We start from the raw sequence: 19,506 nt of genomic DNA on the forward strand, positions 1-19,506 counted from the left end.
CTCGTGGTCCGCAGCGGTCCGTCGGCGGAACGGTCCGACCGGGGCCCGGAGTTGCAGAACATCTGAAAACAAGTGTGCGCTGTCTCACAAGCTGGAGGCAGCTGACAAAATGGTGAATGACGCGCCCCCCACCGCGCCGAGTTGTCCAATCCGGACGTCACCCGTGCGAGCAGGTGTGCCCGGCCGCGCCGGAACCGGCGAACGGCACGTCCGCGGGGACGTTCGCGACGGCGGCGTCGTGCACGACCTCGCCGCCGACGAGCGTGAGGTCGGCCCGCTGGTCCAGCAGTTCCCCGGGTTCGAGCGCATACAGGTCCGCCGACCAGACGACCAGGTCGGCGTGGGCGCCGGGACGGATCACCCCGAGGTCGTCCTCGGCGTGCCAGGCCCAGGCGCCGCCGCGGGTGTACGCCCGCAACGCCGAATCCAGGTCCATGCGTTCGCGCGGGGTCCAGTCGGTGCGGCCGTCCAGACCCGAGCGGGTGAGAGCCGAGTAGAGGCCGACGAGCGGATCCATCTCCCCGACCTGCCAGTCGCTGGAGAACGCCAGCGCCGCCCCCGACTCGGCGAGCGAACGGAAACGCCACGCCCGGTCCCACCGGTCCTCGCCGACGTTCTCCATCCACGTTCCCGCGACGAGGTCGGGTGAGCAGTGCCGCGGCTGCATCGCCGCGACGACGCCGAGGTCCCGGAACCGGGGAAGGTCCTCCGGGTGCAGGCACTCGACGTGGACGATGCCGTGCCGCCGGTCGGTGGTGCCGTTCACCCCGGCGGCGTGCTCGATCGAGTCGAGCGCCAGCCGGATGCCCCAGTCGCCCGTCGCGTGCGTGTGCGTCTGGAAACCGAGGCGGTCGAGTTCGGTGAGCATCGCGGTGAACTCCTGCGGCGGCAGGCTCGGCGCTCCGCGGTGGCCCGGCCGGTTCGCGTAGTCGGCGAGCATGGCGGCGGTGTGCGGCTCGATCACGTCGTCGGCGTACAGCTTGACCGGCCCGAGCCGGAGCATGTCGTCGACCGGCGCGCCGTCGACGGCCTCCCGCAGGTCCCGGCGGAACGCGGCGTCGGCGCCGACCGGATGGAACAGGGCGGTGATCACCCGCGACTGCATTCGCCCCTCGGCCCGTGCCCGGTACATCAGGTCGAGTTCGGCCAGTGGGACCTGTGGTTCGACGACGGTGGTGATGCCGCACGCGGTCGCCATCTCCAGGCTGGACGTGATGCGCCGGTACCTGCGGTCGGGGGAGTACATCGGGATGTCGCGTTGCAGCCCGGCCAGGCCGGCCCGCGTCATCGCGCTGGTGTAGAAGTCCGTGACCCAGCCGGTGGGTGCGCCGTGGCCGTCGAATTCCGGACGCCCCCAGGGGATCTGCGTGCCACGGTCGATCCCGAGCTTCCGCAGCGCGGCCTCGTTCAGCCACACCGAGTGCTGGTCGTAGGTGGTGATGAACACCGGGCGGTCGGTGAGGCCGCGGAGGTCGTCGGCGTTCGGCCTGCGCCCGGTCACCACGGAGTAGACGGCGTTCTCGGCGCAGATCCAGTCGAGGTCGGGGCGGGCGGCCGCGTGTGCGCCGATCCGCCGCCGGACCTCCGTGAGGTCCTGTGCGCCTTCGAGGCTCACGGCGTCGGGGTCGAATCCGAGGAGCAGGTGGTTGTGGCTGTCGATGATGCCGGGGGTGACCAGCCGGCCACGCAGGTCGATGGTCCGCCGGGCGGGAGGGGCGTCCTCGGTGGTCCCGACGTATCGGATCCGGCCGTCGGCGATGCCGACGGCCTCGGCCCGGCCGGGAGCATCGAATGTGCGGACGACGCCGTTGTTCAGCAGCAGGTCGAGCATCAGCAGGTCTCCTCGGGGGCGGCGTCGAGCAGCAGCAGGTGGGTGTTCTTGCGCGGTCGCAGGTACAGGGCGAAGTAGGCGAAGCCGGCGGCGACGAGTCCGAGGGAGATGCCGAGGCTGAGCCACTGCTCCGGGTCCAGCAGGGTGACGACGAAGACGAGACCGAGTGCCGCGATGCAGATTCCCGGGGCCAGCGGCCACAACGGCATGCGGTAGCCGGGTCGGGTGGTCCCGCCGCGGCGGTGGTGGATCGCGGCCAGCGCGATGAACAGGTAGGTGAACGTCAGGGTCGACCCGGTGGCGGTGAGCAGGACGTCCAGCGGGACGAAGCACGCGGCGAACGCGATCGCGCCCATCACGACGGTGGCGAGCACGGGAACGCGGCCCTTGCTGCTGACGGCCTGCAGCGGCGCCGCGACGGTCTCGGGGAGCGCGCGATCGCGAGCGGCGGCGTAGAGGAGCCTGCCCGCCTGCAGCGTGATCGCGATGATCGCGTTGATCACGGCGAGGGCGATCGAGAGCATGACCACCATGGCGACGGCGTGACCGGCGCGTTCGGTGAGGAAGGCCTCGACGGGAAGGCTGGAACCGAAGAGTTCGGTCTGCGAGCGGGCGCCGACCATGATGGCGATCAGCGGGACGAGTTCGGTGGCGACGGTGATGACGGCGCTCCAGATCACGGCCTTCGCGATCGAGCGGGCGGCATTCTTGGTCTCCTCGGCGAAGTACACGGCGCCGCCGTACCCGTTGTACGCGAAGATTCCCTGGGTGACGGCGAGCATCAGTCCGGAGATCGCGAGTGGTGCGAGTTGGCCGGTGGCCGGGTCGAGGACCTCCGGGCTGAGCAGGCTCGACAGCGGCCGTTCCATGTGGACGAAACCGAGAACGGTGAGCAGTGTCAGCGCCGCCATCTCGACACCGAGGAAGACCCCGGTGAGCCACGCGTTCGTCCGGATGTCGAAACACGCGGTCACGGTGGTGATCACGACCACGACCAGCGCGGTCTGCTGCGGCGACAGTCCGTGGATCGCGACGCCCAGATAGTCGGCGACGCCGAGGGCGAAGACCGCGATGATCAGCGGCAGGGAGATGAGGCTGATGAAGAACGTGGCGACGCCGAAGGCCGGTCCGAGTGCCCGCGACACCAGCGAGTAGTCGCCGCCGGCAACGGGATACGCGGAGGCGAGTTCGGCGTAGCAGAAGGCGATGAGGATGCTGACGACGCCGGCGATGAGGAACGCCCAGAAGACGCCGGTGCCGAACAGGGCGAGGGCCGAGCCGCCGAGGATGAAGACGCTCGACGCCGGTGAGATCGACGACAGGGTGATCAGAATGTTCCCGCCGACGCCGATGCTCCGCGAGAGTGAGGCCTCGTAGGCGCCCGCGGCGGCGGGGGGAGTGGCGGTGGGCGGCCGGGCGGTCTGGTCCATGAGCTGTCCGTTCGAGGGGGTGAGGGGGTGAAATAGTTTTTTGACAGATCCGTCAAACAACTGGGCCGAGTGTCACAGATCACGTCGGCTACTGTCAACGGCATGGCGCGACCGAACACTCAGAAGCAGCGGCGTTCCGAACTCGTCGAGGCCGCGCTGCAGGCGGGATCCGCTCACGGACTGCGGTCCCTGTCCCTGACCGACGTGGCGAAGCGGGCGGGCCTGACGCGCGGTGCGCTGCTCTACTATTTCGACGACCTGGATGCGCTTCTCGTCGAGGCGCACCGGGCGGGCACCGAGCGCTACTGCGATCAGCGCGACGAGGCGGTGGCCGCCCAGGCGTCGTACGCCGCCAAGCTGAGGACGGCCATCGACGCGGGGCTGCCGAGCGGGCCCGACGACACCCTGATGCGGCTGCTCTACGAATTCGACTTCATGTCGGGCACTTCGGCGCTGCACGACGAACTGGTCCGGAAGATGTATCTGCGGCAACTCGCGACGTACCGCGCGATCCTCGGCGACGGGCACGCGTCGGGGGAGTTCGCCGTGCGCGGCGACCTCGACCAGGCGGCCATGAACCTGGTGGCCCTCGAGGACGCGTACGGTCTGCACATCGTCGGGGGAAACAGCCTCATCACCGTCGACGCCGCGCGCACGGCCATGCTGGGATTCTGTGAACAGATCGGCTGCGGCGTCACGAAAGACGCCGCAGCCGAACGGGACTGACCGGAACGGTTACACGTGGAGGCTGCCTGCCACCGCTGCTTCGTGGCGCACCGAACCGGCCACCACGGTCAGCTGCACCCGTGCGGTGAGCAGGGAATCGGTGCCCGCGGTGAACGGATCCCCGTCGAGGACCACGAAATCGGCGGCCTTGCCCTCGACGAGCTGACCGGTGAGGTCGTCCCAGCGGCACGAGTAGGCGGCGTCGCGGGTGGCGTGCGCGAGCGCGTCCGCCATCGGCAGCGCGTACTCGGGCAGGTTGGGCGCGAGCGCCGGATCGATCGCGGACTTGCGCGTCGTCGCGATGTACATGTTGGGCAGCGGGGGATGCGGTGCGGTGGGGGCGTCGGAGCCCAGCGCGAGGACGGCGCCCGCCGCCGTCATCTCGGGCCACGGGAACGCCCGCTCGACCCGATGGTCGCCCAGCATCGCCCGCCAGTTGTCCTGGATCGCCGGGTCGGCGTGCACCGGTTGCATCGAGGCGACGACGCCGAGCCGGGCGAGCCGCTGCACGTTGTCCTCCGTGATCGTCTCCAGGTGCTCCATCCGGTGCCGGCGTGGTCGAATCCCGTTGGCGGCGACGGCCTGTTCGAGGGCGTCGAGCGCGATCTCCGACGCCTGGTCGCCGATGGCGTGCATCGCCACCTGGAGTCCGGCGGCGTCGGCCGCGGCGACCACCGGTGCCAGCGAGGCGAGGTCCCAGATCGGTTCGGCGTTCGTGCCGTCCGAGTACGGCTCTTTCATGGCGGCGGTGCAGCTGTCGATGACACCGTCGATGATGACCTTGATCCCGGCCATCCGCAGCCACGGGCCCTGCAGGCGCTGCTGGTACTCCGCCGCCTCGTGCACCTGGCGGACGTTGTCCTCTTCCGAGTCGGTTCGTTCGATCAGCCAGTGTCCGGCCACTCGCAGCGGCAGCGTGCCGCCGCCCGCGGCCAGTGCGCGTTCGAGCGCCGCGACCTCGTCCGCGCCGAGCGCCATGTCGACCGCACCGGTGACGCCGTCGGCGAGATACTGCTCGAAGGCGGCCGCGAGGGCGGTGTCCCGTTCGTCGTTGCTGATCGCCTTCGCGAGGGCGGGCCACACGATCTGGGTCACCGCCGTCTCGAACAGCATGCCGGTGGCCTCACCGGTGACGGGATCGCGCTCGATGCGGCCGCCGATCGGGTCCGGGGTGTCCGTGTCGATGCCGAGTTCGCGCAGCGCGGCGGTGTTCACCCACGCCGAGTGCACGTCGTTGGAATCGAGGTAGACGGGACGGTCGGATTCGGCCGCGTCGATCATCTGACGCGTCGGCGGGTGCCCGTCGAGTGCGGAGAACAGCCAGCTGCGGCCGAGGAGCCGGGGTGCGTCCGGGTTCTCGGCGGCGAACCGGCGGATGCGGTCCTGGATGTCGGTCAGGTCGGCGGCGCTCTGCAGGTCCACCTTCTGCAGGGCCTGTCCCATCATCAGCAGGTGGGTGTGGGCGTCGATGAAGCCGGGCAGGACGAATGCCCCGCCGAGGTCGACGACGCGGGCGTCGCCGGACAGCCTGTCGGCGGTCGCGGTGTCGCCGACGTACGTCAGGCGGTCGCCCCGGACGATCATCGACTCGGCCCAGGCCGGTTCGGCGGCGGTGAAGATCCGGCCGCCGCGGTAGTGGGTCGTGTCCGTGTTCATGGTGTTCTCTCTTTCCGTCAGACGACGACCGAGGTGGTGTACCGGGCAGCGGGATCCTGTCCGGGTAATGCGGAGGCCCGCTCGGTGCGCGTCGACAGGCGGGCGATCCAGACGATCGGCGCGAGCAGGGCGAGGCTGATGCCCGCCAGGACGAAGCCGAACGCGACGTATCCGACGGCGCCGGTCACGAGCGTGCCGAACAGCGGGGCGAACGCCGACCCCACCAGGTAGGTGCCGAGGAGTGGGGCGGACCAGCGGCCGGACGGGTCCAGGGCGGCGGCGATGGCCACCACGTAGATGAAGGCCGCGGCGTACACGGTGTTCCAGGCGATGATGAGCACCAGATACGTCGTCGAATCGGTGGCCAGGCAGGAGCCCAGTTTCAGGGCGGCGCCGAGTCCGAGGAGGACGGCGGTGGGAACGGTGCGGCCGAGGCGTGAACCGAGCGCCGTGAGGACGAGGGCGGCGGCGATACCGCCCGCGGTGGACAGGCTGAGGGCCAGACCCATCTGCTGTTCGGTGAGAGACGCGTGTTCGGCGCCCATGATGCCGGACACCGCCCACAGCGAGTCCTCGCCGATCGCCCAGATCGCGAAGAGGACGAGGAGGGAGTAGCCGGCGACGGCGAGTTTCTTCTCGGTGACGCCCTCGGGCAACGGGGTTCGGGTGTGTGCCGCGCTCGGCTCGTCGTCGCCGCCGGCGGCGGGGGCGGAGGGCAGCCAGGTGATCGTGAACACCGTCGCCAGCGCCAGCACCGCGACGATCCCGAAGGCATTGGTCATGTGCAGGCCGAGGATCGGGATCAGCGCGAGGATTCCGGTGACCGCGGTGCGGTTGACGAGCCCGTTGATCCCGGACACCCGGTTCGGATTGTTCAGTGCGGCCAGGGCGGCGCCGCCGACCGCGACCGCGCCGCCGGCGCCGATCCCGCCGACGATGATGGCGGCGCACGCGATCGGCGCGGAGTGGACGAGGGCGGCGACGCCGAAACCGGCGGCCATCACGACGAGGCTGACGCGGCCGAGCAGGTGGCGTGAGCGGCCTGCCGCCCACCGGGTGGTCGCGAGGCAGACGAGCGCGGTGGCCAGCAGCGAACCGGTGAGGACGGCGCCGGCGACGGTCTGGGTGACGCCGAGGTCGTCGACCATCGCGATGATCATGAGCGGGATGAGATTGGCGGTGATGTAGCCGACGACGAAGACGCTGAAGGTGGCGATGCCGCGGCCGAGGGTGAGGGGGACGCGGACGGCGGCGGTCACGTGGGATTCCTGGGGTGGGACAACGACAACTCCGGGTCTCGGGTGGCGGCCCGCGTGAGACGTGGGTCACTTAGCGAATGGGATTCGTTAAGTATGCGGAGGGTGTGCCCCGGGCGCAAGGGGGCAAACGAACTTGATTCGTTAATGTTGCGTTTCGGCGTTGTTCGAGGTCGGCGTCTGACACAATGGAGTAGTCGTCCGTGCTCAGCTGGCCAACTTGTCCAGCGCTGTCCCGATTCCGACAGGTCAGGGTGGCACGGACCCGACCGCACACTGCGCAGGAGCCGACATGACCGTTCCCGTTCGCTGGATGTTGTCCCAGCCGGACCTGGCTCTCGAACTGAAGGGTGGGGCCGCCGGACTCGGCAACGAGATCACGTTCGCCCACACCACCGAACTGCAGGACCCCTTCCGTTGGCTCTCCGGCGGCGAACTGCTCCTCACCACGGGAATCCGGCTTCCGCTGACGGCCGCCGACCGGGGACGGTACCTGCGCGGACTCGGCGAGGCCGGGGTGGCGGCGGTCGGGTTCGGCACCGGCCTCTCCCACCCGGAGGTGCCCGAGGATCTGGTGATCGTCGCCGACGAGATCGGGCTGCCGCTGCTCGAGATTCCGCTGCCGACGCCGTTCGCGGCCGTGGTCAAGCGGGTCATGAACCGCCTGGCGGAGCAGGAGTACGAGGCGGTGCTGCGCGCGTCGCGGGCGCAACCGCGGATGACCCGCGCCGTCATCCAGGGTGGCACCGGCGCCACCGTCCGCGAACTCGCCGTCGCGACGTCGTCCACCGTCCTGCTCCTCGACCTGTCCGGCCGGGTGCTGGAGGCGCATCCGGCGCAGCCCGCGGAGGACGTGCTCGGGGAACTGCGGGATGTGCTGGACGCGGGCACCGGCGGGGCGTCGAGCAGCGTGTCGCTCGCGCGTTCGGGCGCGTCGATCACGGTGCAGCAGATCAGCGTCGGCAGCACCCCGCACGGCCACCTCGCCGTGATCAGTCCCACCGCGCTCAGTCACGTGGACCAGATCCTGCTCGGGCATGCGAACTCGTTGCTCGCGTTGGATTTCGAGAAGCCGGTGCGGCTCAGGACGGCGCAGAACCGGCTCAATTCGCACGCCCTCGGCCTGCTGCTCACCGAGGACCGCGACCTCGCGCCCGCGTGGTCGCAGATCCGGCACGCCGCGGACGCGGACGGCATGGTCCGCGGACTCACCGTCGTCGCCGAGACGCCCGCGCTCGCGGAACGGGCGGAGTCGGCGGTCGCGGTGGCCATGAACAAGGCCGGACGGCAACTGTTCTCCCGCAGGCACGATGCGCGGGTCACCGTTCTGCTGCGGGGAACCGACGACGTCGACTTCGCGCGGGCGATGCTGCGCAGCCTGTCCGCCCCGGAACGGAAGGCGATCCGGGCCGGGCTGAGCGGGCGGCGGGAGGTCGCCGGACTCGTGGCGGCCATCGAACAGTCCCAACTGGCCGCGTCGGCCGCCGAAGCGGGGGCGGATCCGCTGGAATTCGCGGCACTGACCGGCAGCGCGCTGCTCGCGTTCAGTTCGACGCGGGAGGTGCTGAACTCGCTGGCGGACACGATGATCTCGCCGATCGACGACTACGACCGCACCAACGGCACCGAACTGCTCGGGTCGCTGCGGGCGTTCCTCGAGGCGAACGGGCACTGGGAGTCGGCGGCCGCGGCGATGGGCGTGCACCGGCACACCCTGCGCAGCCGCATGGCGCGGATCGAATCGCTGATCGACTGCAGGCTGGACGTGGCGCGGGTGCGCGCCGAACTGCTGCTCGCGATCATCGCCCGGCAGTCGTGACTGCCGGGCGATGACCGGACGGGACTACTGTCCGAGGCGGGCGACGATGTCCGCGGCGGTGCGCTGACCCATCCGGACGGCGCCGTCCACGTGCTGGTAGCCCTCGGCGGCGATGTCCGAGCAGGAGAAGTGGAACGGTCCGACGGGCGTCCGCGTGTCCTTGCCGTACCGGTGCAGGCCACCGAGGTCGAAGCTCGCGGCGTACGCGCCCCGGGTCCATTCCTCGGAGCCCCAGTCGGACTCGTAATACACCACCGGCTCGGCAGCCTGCGGTCCGAGGTAGCGGGCGAGCGAGCCGAGAATGGTGGCGCGGCGCTCCTCCTCGCTCAGCGCGAACATCGCGTCGGCCTTCTCGTCCGACACGAACGCGACGAGGGTGCCGCGGGTGTCCTCGTGGTTGGTGTTGTCGTACACCTCCTGCACGACCTCGGAGGCGCCGAATCCGGTGCCGGACAAGCCGTCCGCCCGCCAGAACGGGGTCTCGTACACGGCGTGCACCTTGATGACGAGTCCCAGCGACTGGTGCTGGTGCATCTGGTGCTGGCGGCGCGGCAGCGGCGGATCGTAGGAGATGCGGGAGTACAGGTTCGGCGGGACGGCGAGGATCACGCGGGCGGCCTCCACGCGAATGTCCCCGTCCGCCAGCGCCACTGCGCCGTCCTCGGTCCACCGGACGGTGCGCACGGGGGCGTTCAGGAAGACGTCGTCGCCGAGGGCGGCCGCCATCCGGATCGACACCTGCTGCATACCGCCGATGACCCGCTTGTCGAGGATGAAGTCCTCGTCGACCAGGTGCGAGAACGATCCGGCGGACGCAGCCATGAGCACGGCCTGGAGCGCGGAGAACGAGTGCGCCGGCTTGGTCAGCATGCCGCCGGCGATGAACAGGCCGATGTTGTCGCGGGCCTCGGCGTCGTCGGACTGCTCGATCAGCCAGTGCTTGAACGAGATCGTGTCCAGTTCGCGCGCCAGCGGATGCGCCCAGGGCTCCTCGGCCCCGATCTGTGCGGCGAGGTCGTCGAGGATCTGGACCAGGCGATCCATCTCCTTGCGGGTCGTCTCGTCGACAGGGAACGACTCACCGGTGTAGCGGGTGCGGTCGCCTGCGGCCGAGATGTACACGGATTCGCCCTCGCGGTACCGGTCGAACGTCTCCAGGCCGAGTTCGTCGAGCAGCGAGATCAGCGCAGTCTGGTCGGGGGAGACCCACTGACCGCCGATCTCCAGCATCGCGCCGTCGATGGTGTCGGTCCAGGTGCGGCCTCCGACGCGGTCGCGCGCCTCCAGGACGGCGACGGACAACCCCGCCTTACGCAGCGCCGTCGCTGCGGCCAGGCCGGACGGGCCTGCGCCGACGATGGCGACATCACGTTGGAGAGTAGGCACTTTCGAGCTCCTTTGGTTGAAGTGCTTGAGGTGGATGAACGGTGGATCTGGTTCAGCAGCGGGTGAGCGCGAGCGACAGTTCGGCGTCGATGACGCAGATGCTCGCGTTGTCCACGCGGTCGAGGCTGCGCAGTTCGCCGAGCATCTGAGCCAGGCGGTCCGCGGCGGTGGCGTGGTCGGTGAGCCAGTGGGCGACGGCGTCGGCGGCGGTCGTCGCGGGCGAGGCGCCGTGCAGGACGAGCCCGATCAGGCCGTGCCAGTGCTCCTGGAGGTTGTCGACGAGGACGGCTCCCGCCATCGCCTCCCAGTACGCGGTCCCGGTCTCGCCGACGGAGAACCGCTCCGACAGCCAGTCGAGGCCCACGACGCGGCCGAATTCGCGGTACGTCTCGGCCACCTGGGTGATCGGCAGGTCCAGCGACTGCGCGGTGGTCTCCAGCGCGAAGGCCTGCGCCAGGATCCGCAGCGTGCCCAGGTCCTGGGCCGGCGCACCGGTGAGGCGGGGCAGCGCGGCCGCGAGTTCCTGGACCGGCTTCGCGAAACGCTCGATCAGGTCCTGCGCATCCGTGCCACGGTGCCGCAGCAGCCACGACGTCGTGCGCTCGATCAGGTCCTGGATGCCGAAGTGCAGGTTCAGCCGGGTCCGGTGCGACGCGCCGGGCAGCGTGAGGACCTCGTTCCACAGGCGGTCGATGTCGAACACCTGCCGGACGACGGCGTAGGCGACGGTGATCTCGGGGGTGCCGACGCCGAGCCGCTCCTCCAGCCGGTGGATCAGGCCCGGTCCGACACGGTCGATCATGTCGCCCGCCACGATGACGGCCACGATCTCCCGGGCGAGCCGGTGCCCGCTGATCTGACGGGGGACGCGTTCGCGGATGGGGGCCGGGAAGTAGTCGGCGAGCACACCGTCGAACACCGCGAAGTCGAGTACGGGGGAGGCGAGCAGTTCGGTGACGACGAGGTTCTTCGACTGCGCGAGCAGAACGGCGATCTCCGGCCGGACCAGTCCCTGGCCCGCGCGGTGCCGCGCCGACAGTTCCGCCGCGGACGGCAGGACCTCCGCGGCCCGGCTGATGCCGGCGTCCCGCTCGAGGTTTTCGATCAGCCGTTCGTGGCGCCCGAGCAGGAACGGGGCGTGGACCTCGGCCAGGCTGATGGCGAGGGTCTGGGATGCGGCGTCGGCGAGCACCGATTCGCCGATCTCGTCCTGGACCCGGGCGAGCAGCGTGTTCCGTTCCGCCGCGGGGAGTTCGCCGACCGCGACGGCCGCGTCCAGTGCGACCTTCAGGTTCACCTCCCGATCCGACGTGGCGACGCCGGTGGCGTTGTCGATGAAGTCGGCGTTGATCCGGCCGCCGTTCAGCGCGTACTCGATCCGGGCGCGATGGGTGAGACCGAGGTTGCCGCCCTCGCCGATCACCGCGGCGCGCACATCGTTCGCCTCCACCCGGACTGCGTCGTTGGCCGGGTCGGCCGCGTCGGCGTGCCCCTCGGCAGACGCCTTGACGTACGTGCCGATTCCGCCGTTCCACAACAGGTCCACGTCCGCGGTGAGCAGCGCCTTGACCACCTCGTGCGGGGGGAGTTCGGTCGCGGTCACGCCGAGCCGTTCACGCACCTGCGGCGACAGCGGGACCGTCTTCGCCGTCCGCGGCCACACCCCGCCACCCGCCGAGACGAGGCTGCGGTCGTAGTCGTCCCAGCTGCTGCCGGGCACCGCTGCGAGGCGCTCGCGCTCGCGGTAGGACGCCTCGGAATCCGGTTCCGGATCGAGGAAGATGTGCCGGTGGTCGAACGCGCCGACCAACCGGATGGCGCGGCTGAGCAGCATGCCGTTGCCGAACACGTCCCCGGACATGTCGCCGATGCCGACCACGGTGAACGCGTCCGTGTCGACGTTCTTGCCCATCTCCGCGAAATGCCTGCGCACCGACACCCATCCGCCGCGCGCCGTGATGCCCATCGCCTTGTGGTCGTAGCCGGCGGACCCGCCGGACGCGAACGCGTCACCGAGCCAGAAGCCGCGTCGCGTCGCGATGCTGTTGGCCAGATCGGAGAACCGGGCCGTGCCCTTGTCGGCCGCCACCACCAGATACGGGTCGGACTCGTCGTAGATCACGGTGTCCCGGGGATGGATCACCTCGCCGTCGACGATGTCGTCGGTGACGTCGAGCAGTCCGTCGATGAAACTCGTGTACGCCGCGCGGACCGCGTCCGGCGTCGTCTCGGTGCGCACCACGAACGCGCCCTTCGCGCCCATCGGGACGATCAGCGAGTTCTTCACGTGCTGCGTCTTCATCAGACCCAGGACCTCGGTGCGGAAGTCGTCCTTGCGGTCCGACCAGCGCAGTCCGCCGCGGGACACCGGGCCGCTGCGGACGTGGCTGCCCTCGACGATCGGCGAGTGCACGAAGATCTCACGGTACGGCGTCACGGCCGCGGACAGCGACAACAGCGACGGGTCGATCTTGAATGCCGCGGGGGCGGCGCTGATCGTGCGGTCGTGGCGGAACCAGTTGGTGCGCAACACCGCCGAGGTGAACGACAGCAGTCCGCGGAGCAGCCGGTCCTCGTCCATCGTCGCGGTGCGGTCGATCGCGGCGAGCAGCACCCGCTCGGCGTCCGCCGCGGCGTTCTCGCGATCGGAGCCGGCGACGGCGGGATCGAATCGGGCAGTGAACAGGTCGCGGAATCCCCGCACGAAATCTGTGTGCCGCAACAGGATCGCGACGATATTGGGTTCCGACAGCCCCAGCCCCACCTGCCGGAGGTACCGGCACGCCGCCCGGACCAGGACGGCGTCCGTCCACGTCAGGGTCGCGGCGGCGACGAGACGGGTGAAACCGTCGACCTCCAGATGTCCGGCGGCCGCGGCCTCGAACGCGTCGGAGAGCAGCCCGGGAGTTGCGGCGTCCCAGGCGAAGTCGCCGGTGCTGAAATCGAACCGGTGGACCAGCGGGCTGCCGGGCTCGCCGTCGGGCAGCTGTTCGTGGGACGCCACCTGCAACCCGAGGTCGGCGAACAACGCGACCAGTTCCGCGAGCAGCGGGGTGCCCTGCGGCCACACCATGACGGCGGCCGGCTCCGGCAGTGCGTCCGCGGAGTCGACGAAACGCAGCCGCGGGGTGGTACCTCCGGACGCCAGGACCGCGCTCGACACGGCGGCCTCGTCCCGGCGTGGACCGGGAGTGTCGGTCGTGCTCGGAATGACACCGGTATAGCTCATCGTGTGGCTCCTGACCCCTGATCTGACAAACGCGTGACTGGGAACCAGTGTGTCGAGGAGAGACGCACGCCACATCCGACGAAGTGGAGCGTCGTGTGTTGGTGGACGCGACGTTTCGGCACCCGTGAGTACTTGTTAACCGCCGGCGGTTAACAAGTACTCACAGCTCGCCAGGTCGAGACGGCCGCGGTGCCGAGCAGACCGCCGGTGATCACGAAGATCGACGACGTGCCCGCGACCCCCGCCGCGGCGCCCGCGGCCAGCGGAATCAGGACCTGTCCGAGCCGGTTGCCGGTCAGCCGCAACGACAACGCGGCGGCCCGGTTGGCGGCGGTGACGAGCCCGGCCACCCACGTCATGGTCAGCGGCTGGCCGATGCCCCAGAAGAATCCGGCGACGACGAGCAGCAGCGCCATCACGGCCGGGTCGGGGACGAACGGCAGCAGGGCGGTGGGCAGCGCCGAGCACAGCGTGGCGGAGACCAGCAGCCTCGACCGCGGCACCCGGGTCAGCAGCCACGGCAGGAAGGCGCGCGACACGATCGACGCCGCGGTGCGCGCGGTCAGCAGCAACGTCACCAGGAGCACGCTGAAACCGAATTCGTGCCCGAGGACGGGGAGGTACGCGACGACGACGTCGACCGACGCCAGCACGATCAGACTGCTGAACACGGCCGGCCGCATCCCGGTCGTCGAGATCATGCTGACCACGGACTGCCGGTCGCCGGACGTCGGTGGCCCCGCCGGCTGCGGGCGTTCACGAATCGGCCAGGCGAACGGGACCGCGGCCAGCGCCACCGCGCCCATCACCGTCAGGGCCAGGGTCGTCTCGACGCCCCCGCCGTCCGAGCTTCCCGCCGCGATCACGCCGACCAGCGGTACCCCGACGGCCTGGCCGATCGACACGCCGAGCGTCAATCCGGCGAAACCACGGTCCAGTTCACCCTGCGGGGAGAGGAGCGTGATGAATCCCTGCCCGGCGACGGTCACGAGGATCTGCCCGAAACCGAGGATCACGTTCCCGAGTCCGAGGACGATCAGGTCGCCGCTGACGGCGATCACCAGGACGCCGAGGGCGGTCAGCAGCACCCCGATCCGCAGGACCGCGGCCGCATGCCGGTGGTCCACGGCGCGTCCGATCCGGACGGCCACGAGCAGCGGCGCCAGCGAGAACAGCGCGGTGACGACGCCGATCGTGACGGCGTCGCCGCCGAGAGCGAGGACGCGGTAGGAGACGAGAACGCGGACGGCGTGATAGACGGCCTGGAGGAGAGCAGTGGCAACGCAGACGTTGAGGAACCAGTGCTTCACCAGGTCATCCGTTGATGACCTGACGATTGCCGAGCGGCCCCTGCAACTGGACCTCGAGGGTGCCGAACACGGCGACGAGGATGCACATCTTGTCGGCCGCCTCCGGGAGGGTGCCGGTGCGCAGCGAGATCGTGACGGTGGTGTCGGTCTCCGTCACCGTCGCGTCGGCGCCGTAACACTCCGGGGTTCCGGTGACGAAGTGGATCGCCACCTTGTTGCCGTCCGCGCGGGACCAGGACTCGAACGGGGTCGGGTTCGCCCGGACGATGTCGGGCCGCGGTTCGAAGACGGTGCCGAAGTCCTCGCCGGGCACTTCGGAGGGAATGGGCATCCCCGACGACGGATTGGTCGGGCTGGGATCCACTGCGGACGCGATCTCCGGGGGAATCGTCGGTTCGTCGGTGCTCGAACCGGACCCGCATCCGGCGACGGCGAGGCAGGCCAGCACTGCGAGGGCGATTACGCGCATAAGCCACGGTAACCTCATCCCGCGAGCAGGCCGGAGACCAGCGCAATCCCCGGAATCGCGGCCAGAGTCGTGACGAATGCGGTGTCCCGGGCCATCACCGTTCCCACCCCGTACCGGCTGGCGTAGACGAAGACGTTCTGCGCCGTCGGGAGCGTCGCCACCACCACGATGGCGAACAGTTCGTGGCCGTCCAGCCCGAGCAGATAGCGCGCCATGAGGTAGGCGAGCACGGGTTGCACGACGATCTTGAGTACCGATGCCAGCGCGACGTCGCGACGCGGACTCGTCCCCTTCTCGAGCACCCGCACCCCGTACAGGGAGATGCCGAACGCGAGCAGTGCACCCGGCACCGACGCGCCACCGATGAGCCGGAACGGCTGCATCAGCGCCTCGGGCGGGGTCCAGCCGAGGATCGCGATCAGCAGTCCCGCGGCGCCCGCCACCACGATCGGGTTCTTGAACGGCGCGGTGACCGTCTCGAGTCGCGAGGCGCCGCGCCGGAGGGTGGTGACGTCCAGGATGGTCAGGGCGATCGGGGAGTACGCGATGATCTGGAACAGCAGCAGCGGCGCCACGAACGAGGCGTCCCCCAGCACGAAGACCGCGATGGGAATGCCCAGATTCGCGGAGTTCACATACGAGGACGACAGCGCACCGATCGTCAGTTCCGGAAGGGGCCTGTGTAGCCACAGCTTCGCGACGACCATGTACAGTGCGCCGACCGTCAATGCAGTGGCAGCCGCGACGGCCAGAGTGGGCGAGAAGATCACCGAGAGGTCGGACGATGCGAGCGATTCGAACAGCAGCGCCGGTGTGGCGACGAAGAACACCAGCCTGCCCAGGACGGATTCGCCCTCCGCGCCCAGCGTCCCGCGCCGGCCGAGAATGTAGCCGATCGCGATGATCACGAATATGACGGTGAATCCCGCAACCACTCCCGACACGCTGCGGGGCACCTCCTCGACAGGGATGCCTCTGTCGGCAAACCTTCCGAAGTCTAGTGCGAGGCGTTCGGGTGGGTGACAATGGCGTCCGGTCGGGGACATCGTCTGTGTGCGCGTTCCGTCGCGCGCGAGGAGTCGCAATGCTGCGTCGAACGACCGTTCTCTGCGCGCTGTTCTGTGCGTGGACCCTCGCCTGGGGTGCCGCTCCCATAGCGTCGGCGCTGGCACCGCCGTCGAGCGGGGATCCGGCTCTGATCGCGCTCGCCGGACAGGTCCTCGGGCGCAGCTACCGGGAGAACGCGAGCGTCGCGTACATCGACGCCTCCGGCACCCGGTACGCGAACTTCGGGGCCACCGAGGACACCGACTTCGAGATCGGTTCCGTCACCAAGACGTTCACCGCCGAACTGTTCGTCGACGCCGTCGCCCGGGGTGAGGTGCGCGAGGACACGAAGGTCGCGGACGTGCTGCCGCTGCAGGGTGCGCCGGTCGGCGACGTGACGCTCCTCGAGTTGGCGTCGCACACGTCCGGTCTGGCGCAGTTCCCGATGAGCACCGACACCGTGGTCGCCGTCGGGCACTGGGTGGTCGCGTCCAACCCGTTCACCTACGACCGGGACACGCTGCTCGAGCAACTGCGGTCGGCGCCGCTCACGACCCGCGGCAGCTACTCCTACTCGACCGTCGGTTTCGCGCTGCTCGGCCAGGCACTGGCCGCGGCCGCGCACACCGACTACCCGTCGCTGCTGCGCGAGCGCATGCTCGTCCCGCTCGGACTGTCGCAGTCGTGGATGCCGCTCACCGCTGCCGACCTACCGGCGGACGTCACCCGCGGATTCGACGTCCTGCACCGGTCGCAGGATCCGTGGCCGCTGGATGCGTACGCCCCGGCCGGTGGATTGCGGTCCACGGCGAACGACATGGCGACGTACGTCCGGGCTCTGCTCGACGGCACGGTCCCGGGTGGCGCCGCCATGGACCCGCGGTGGGTCGGCGACAGCTACCGGGCGCTGACGTGGTCGAGCGTTCCGTTCGAGGGCCGGGACTACACACTGCACGGCGGCGCGACGGGTGGTTTCCAGTGCACCGTCGTGCTCGACCGGGCGAACGGCCGCGGACTCGTCGTTCTCACCGACACGATCGGCGGACTCGAGCAGCAGGGTCTGGAGATTCTCGCGCACACCCCCATGTGAGTGCGAACGCGTCCCCCGGCACACTTTGCCACTCACCTGCCCGACGTCCCCCCCAGGTGAGTGGCACAGTGTCCTCGGGCACGAATCGCCACTCACCTGGGTACCCCCACTGGGTATGTCCGGTTACAGTGGGGCTGTGGAGACGGCAGCAGGGCGGAGGCGCACAGTCGCGGCGCGTGCCGCACTACTGATCGCCGTCGCCGCCGGCGTGCTCCTCATGCACAGCCTGATCGCGCCGACCGTGATCGCCGCGGTGCACGAACAGCCCTCGGCCACCGCGACCCACGGCGAGGACCCCCACGGATGCGGCGGGGACGGTTGCGAGCAGCCGCATCTCACCGGCCACCAGTGTGCCGGTGTGATCGTGGTGATCGCCGCGCTGACGTCGGCGATGCTGCTGTGGTGGCGGTCCGCGGATCCCGCGGCGCGACGGTCGCGGGTGAGCGCCGACGGTGGGCAGTCGGGGCGTGGCCCGCCGCCGTGGACGGTGTTGTCGTTGGCGGAACTTTCGATTCTGCGGGTGTGACAGGGAGCCCGGGGCGTGTGCCCCGGCGGATCCGACTGTCATTTTCCGATGTGATTACGAGGAGTTCCTCATGCGTATTACCAGCACAGCTCTGATCTCCGCAGCGGCGGCCGCCGCCCTCGTCCTGACCGGGTGCGGCGCCGACTCGGCCGGCACCTCGACGTCCGCGGCCACGACGTCGGTGGCCCACTCGCAGGCACGGTTCAACGATGCCGACATCGCGTTCCTGAACGGGATGTATCCGCATCACGCGCAGGCGGTGGAGATGGCCGACCTGGTCGCCGGCCGCACCGAGAACGCCGATGTGGTCGCTCTCGCCGCCGCGATCGAGGCGGCGCAGCAACCGGAGATGGACCGGATGACCGACTGGCTCCAGCAGTGGGGACAGCCGCTTCCGGCGTCGGACATGTCCGGCATGGACCACGGCGGCACGGACCACGGCGACGGCATGATGTCGACCGATCGGATGGACGCCCTGACGGCACTGTCGGGCGCCGAATTCGACCGGCAGTGGCTGACCATGATGATCGAGCACCACGAGGGCGCGATCGACATGGCGAACACCGAACTCGCCGACGGCGAGAACCCGGACGCGAAGCAGCTGGCCACCGACATCGTGACCGCCCAGCAGAGGGAGATCGCCGACATGCGGGCCGCGCTCGGCTGACCGGAATGACGAAAAGGCCGCGTAATCCGAGGATTACGCGGCCTTTTCGGTGCCTTGCGAGTTACCGGCTCGTGAAGGGCAGCAGAGCCATCTCGCGAGCGTTCTTGACGGCGACGGCAACCTGACGCTGCTGCTGCGGGGTCAGGCCCGTGACGCGGCGGCTACGGATCTTGCCGCGGTCCGAGATGAACGTGCGGAGAAGGTTGATGTCCTTGTAATCGACGTACTCGATCTTGGCCGCGAACAACGGGTTCTTCTTGGGCTTGCGGCCCTCGACGGGACGCGGCTTCTTCGACGGTGCTCTCTTGACTGCCATCTTCTTCCTTTACCAGCTCGACTTGTGGACGCCTGGCAGCTCCCCGCGGTGCGCCATCTCGCGAACACGCACGCGAGAGAGCCCGAACTTCCTCAGGTGGCCGCGCGGACGTCCATCCGCAGCGTCTCGATTGCGCAATCGTACCGGACTCGCGTCGCGGGGCAGACGCTGCAGTGCCGCCCGGGCCTCGGCGCGCTCGTCTTCGCTGCTCGACGGACGGCGGATGGTCTCCTTCAGCTCCGCGCGGCGCTCGGCCCAGCGTGCCACGACGATCTTGCGCTGCTCGTTCTTCGCGATCTTCGACTTCTTTGCCATGTGTGGTGTCTTCTACTTCTCTTCTCGGAAATCGACGTGCTTCCGCAGGACCGGGTCGTACTTCTTCATCACCAGACGGTCCGGGTCGTTGCGGCGGTTCTTGCGCGTCACGTACGTGTAGCCGGTGCCCGCCGTCGATTTGAGTTTGACGATCGGGCGGATCTCGTTGCGGGCGGCCATCAGACCTTCTCCCCGCGGGCGCGGATCCGGGCGACGACGGCTTCGATGCCGTCCCGGTCGACGGTCTTGATGCCTTTCGCGGACAGCGTGAGGGTGATCCGCCTCCCCTCGCTGGGCAGGAGATACGTCTTCTTCTGGATGTTCGGATCCCAGCGCCGGTTGGTGCGCTTGTGGGAGTGCGACACGGACTTGCCGAATCCTGGCTGGCGTCCGGTCACCTGGCAGTGCGCCGACATGGGCGTTCCTCTCTGCC

The 19,506-nt window shown here is 69.6% G+C and carries 18 protein-coding genes; 5 read left to right on the top strand and 13 right to left on the bottom strand.

All coding sequences use genetic code 11. The features are described 5' to 3' along the window. Nucleotides 1-157: 157 nt before the first annotated feature. Together ACFU5V_RS05315 and ACFU5V_RS05320 are read right to left on the bottom strand one after the other, a co-directional pair. A complete protein-coding gene (locus tag ACFU5V_RS05315) occupies nucleotides 158-1,831 on the bottom strand; it encodes an amidohydrolase (protein WP_378697410.1) in 1,674 nt (557 codons plus the stop codon). Further along, a complete protein-coding gene (locus tag ACFU5V_RS05320) occupies nucleotides 1,831-3,261 on the bottom strand; it encodes an APC family permease (RefSeq protein WP_378697412.1) in 1,431 nt (476 codons plus the stop codon). The genes ACFU5V_RS05315 and ACFU5V_RS05320 overlap by 1 nt, the downstream gene beginning before the upstream one ends. A gap of 102 nt (nucleotides 3,262-3,363) precedes the next feature. Between ACFU5V_RS05320 and ACFU5V_RS05325 the strand changes: the two genes are divergently transcribed. Continuing rightward, nucleotides 3,364-3,987: a TetR/AcrR family transcriptional regulator gene (locus ACFU5V_RS05325; RefSeq protein ID WP_378697414.1), complete on the top strand. Its 624-nt coding sequence runs from the start codon at nucleotides 3,364-3,366 to the stop codon at nucleotides 3,985-3,987. A gap of 9 nt (nucleotides 3,988-3,996) precedes the next feature. Here the strand turns inward: ACFU5V_RS05325 and ACFU5V_RS05330 are convergent, their stop codons facing one another. Then, nucleotides 3,997-5,643 (bottom strand): amidohydrolase, encoded by a 1,647-nt coding sequence (locus tag ACFU5V_RS05330; protein ID WP_378697416.1) that lies wholly within the window; start codon nucleotides 5,641-5,643, stop codon nucleotides 3,997-3,999. A 17-nt stretch (nucleotides 5,644-5,660) separates the two neighbouring features. Continuing rightward, on the bottom strand, nucleotides 5,661-6,902 hold the full coding sequence (locus ACFU5V_RS05335) for an MFS transporter (RefSeq protein WP_378697418.1): 1,242 nt from the start codon (nucleotides 6,900-6,902) through the stop codon (nucleotides 5,661-5,663). A gap of 289 nt (nucleotides 6,903-7,191) precedes the next feature. On the opposite strand from ACFU5V_RS05335, the gene ACFU5V_RS05340 reads away from it, so the two are divergent. Continuing rightward, on the top strand, nucleotides 7,192-8,718 hold the full coding sequence (locus ACFU5V_RS05340; protein ID WP_378697420.1) for a PucR family transcriptional regulator: 1,527 nt from the start codon (nucleotides 7,192-7,194) through the stop codon (nucleotides 8,716-8,718). Nucleotides 8,719-8,742: 24 nt separating this feature from the next. Here the strand turns inward: ACFU5V_RS05340 and ACFU5V_RS05345 are convergent, their stop codons facing one another. The 5 genes from ACFU5V_RS05345 to ACFU5V_RS05365 all read right to left on the bottom strand — a co-directional run bounded on the left by ACFU5V_RS05345 (nucleotide 8,743) and on the right by ACFU5V_RS05365 (nucleotide 16,056). Further along, nucleotides 8,743-10,104, bottom strand: a complete 1,362-nt coding sequence (locus ACFU5V_RS05345; protein WP_378697422.1) for a flavin monoamine oxidase family protein — start codon at nucleotides 10,102-10,104, stop codon at nucleotides 8,743-8,745. 52 nt (nucleotides 10,105-10,156) lie between these two features. Then, a complete protein-coding gene (locus ACFU5V_RS05350; RefSeq protein WP_378697424.1) occupies nucleotides 10,157-13,333 on the bottom strand; it encodes an NAD-glutamate dehydrogenase domain-containing protein in 3,177 nt (1,058 codons plus the stop codon). 149 nt (nucleotides 13,334-13,482) lie between these two features. After that, nucleotides 13,483-14,646: an MFS transporter gene (locus ACFU5V_RS05355; protein ID WP_378697603.1), complete on the bottom strand. Its 1,164-nt coding sequence runs from the start codon at nucleotides 14,644-14,646 to the stop codon at nucleotides 13,483-13,485. Between the two features lies 1 nt (nucleotide 14,647). Beyond that, nucleotides 14,648-15,112 carry a hypothetical protein gene (locus ACFU5V_RS05360; RefSeq protein WP_072937298.1) on the bottom strand — a complete coding sequence of 155 codons (465 nt, stop codon included), beginning with the start codon at nucleotides 15,110-15,112 and terminating at the stop codon, nucleotides 14,648-14,650. A gap of 14 nt (nucleotides 15,113-15,126) precedes the next feature. Continuing rightward, nucleotides 15,127-16,056 carry an AEC family transporter gene (locus tag ACFU5V_RS05365; protein WP_378697425.1) on the bottom strand — a complete coding sequence of 310 codons (930 nt, stop codon included), beginning with the start codon at nucleotides 16,054-16,056 and terminating at the stop codon, nucleotides 15,127-15,129. A 140-nt stretch (nucleotides 16,057-16,196) separates the two neighbouring features. On the opposite strand from ACFU5V_RS05365, the gene ACFU5V_RS05370 reads away from it, so the two are divergent. The 3 genes from ACFU5V_RS05370 to ACFU5V_RS05380 all read left to right on the top strand — a co-directional run bounded on the left by ACFU5V_RS05370 (nucleotide 16,197) and on the right by ACFU5V_RS05380 (nucleotide 18,442). Next, a complete protein-coding gene (locus ACFU5V_RS05370; protein ID WP_378697426.1) occupies nucleotides 16,197-17,249 on the top strand; it encodes a serine hydrolase domain-containing protein in 1,053 nt (350 codons plus the stop codon). Between the two features lie 136 nt (nucleotides 17,250-17,385). Beyond that, nucleotides 17,386-17,775 carry a DUF6153 family protein gene (locus tag ACFU5V_RS05375; RefSeq protein ID WP_378697428.1) on the top strand — a complete coding sequence of 130 codons (390 nt, stop codon included), beginning with the start codon at nucleotides 17,386-17,388 and terminating at the stop codon, nucleotides 17,773-17,775. Nucleotides 17,776-17,845: 70 nt separating this feature from the next. Beyond that, nucleotides 17,846-18,442 carry a DUF305 domain-containing protein gene (locus tag ACFU5V_RS05380; protein WP_378697430.1) on the top strand — a complete coding sequence of 199 codons (597 nt, stop codon included), beginning with the start codon at nucleotides 17,846-17,848 and terminating at the stop codon, nucleotides 18,440-18,442. A gap of 61 nt (nucleotides 18,443-18,503) precedes the next feature. Here ACFU5V_RS05380 and rpsR read toward each other — a convergent pair whose 3' ends face one another. Genes rpsR through rpmB form a run of 4 tightly spaced genes read right to left on the bottom strand, consistent with a single transcriptional unit; the run spans nucleotide 18,504 to nucleotide 19,489 of the window. Next, nucleotides 18,504-18,758 (bottom strand): 30S ribosomal protein S18, encoded by a 255-nt coding sequence (gene rpsR, locus ACFU5V_RS05385; protein WP_005238639.1) that lies wholly within the window; start codon nucleotides 18,756-18,758, stop codon nucleotides 18,504-18,506. Nucleotides 18,759-18,767: 9 nt separating this feature from the next. Beyond that, complete coding sequence (gene rpsN, locus ACFU5V_RS05390; protein WP_005259913.1) at nucleotides 18,768-19,073, bottom strand: 30S ribosomal protein S14; 306 nt, start codon at nucleotides 19,071-19,073, stop codon at nucleotides 18,768-18,770. Between the two features lie 12 nt (nucleotides 19,074-19,085). Next, nucleotides 19,086-19,253: a 50S ribosomal protein L33 gene (gene rpmG / locus ACFU5V_RS05395; protein WP_378697432.1), complete on the bottom strand. Its 168-nt coding sequence runs from the start codon at nucleotides 19,251-19,253 to the stop codon at nucleotides 19,086-19,088. Beyond that, nucleotides 19,253-19,489, bottom strand: a complete 237-nt coding sequence (gene rpmB, locus ACFU5V_RS05400) for a 50S ribosomal protein L28 (RefSeq protein WP_124389227.1) — start codon at nucleotides 19,487-19,489, stop codon at nucleotides 19,253-19,255. Before rpmB ends, rpmG begins: the two co-directional genes overlap by 1 nt. Between the last annotated feature and the right edge of the window lie 17 nt (nucleotides 19,490-19,506).

It is taken from the genome of Rhodococcus sp. NPDC057529, from assembly GCF_042802055.1.
Lineage (GTDB): Bacteria > Actinomycetota > Actinomycetes > Mycobacteriales > Mycobacteriaceae > Rhodococcus_F.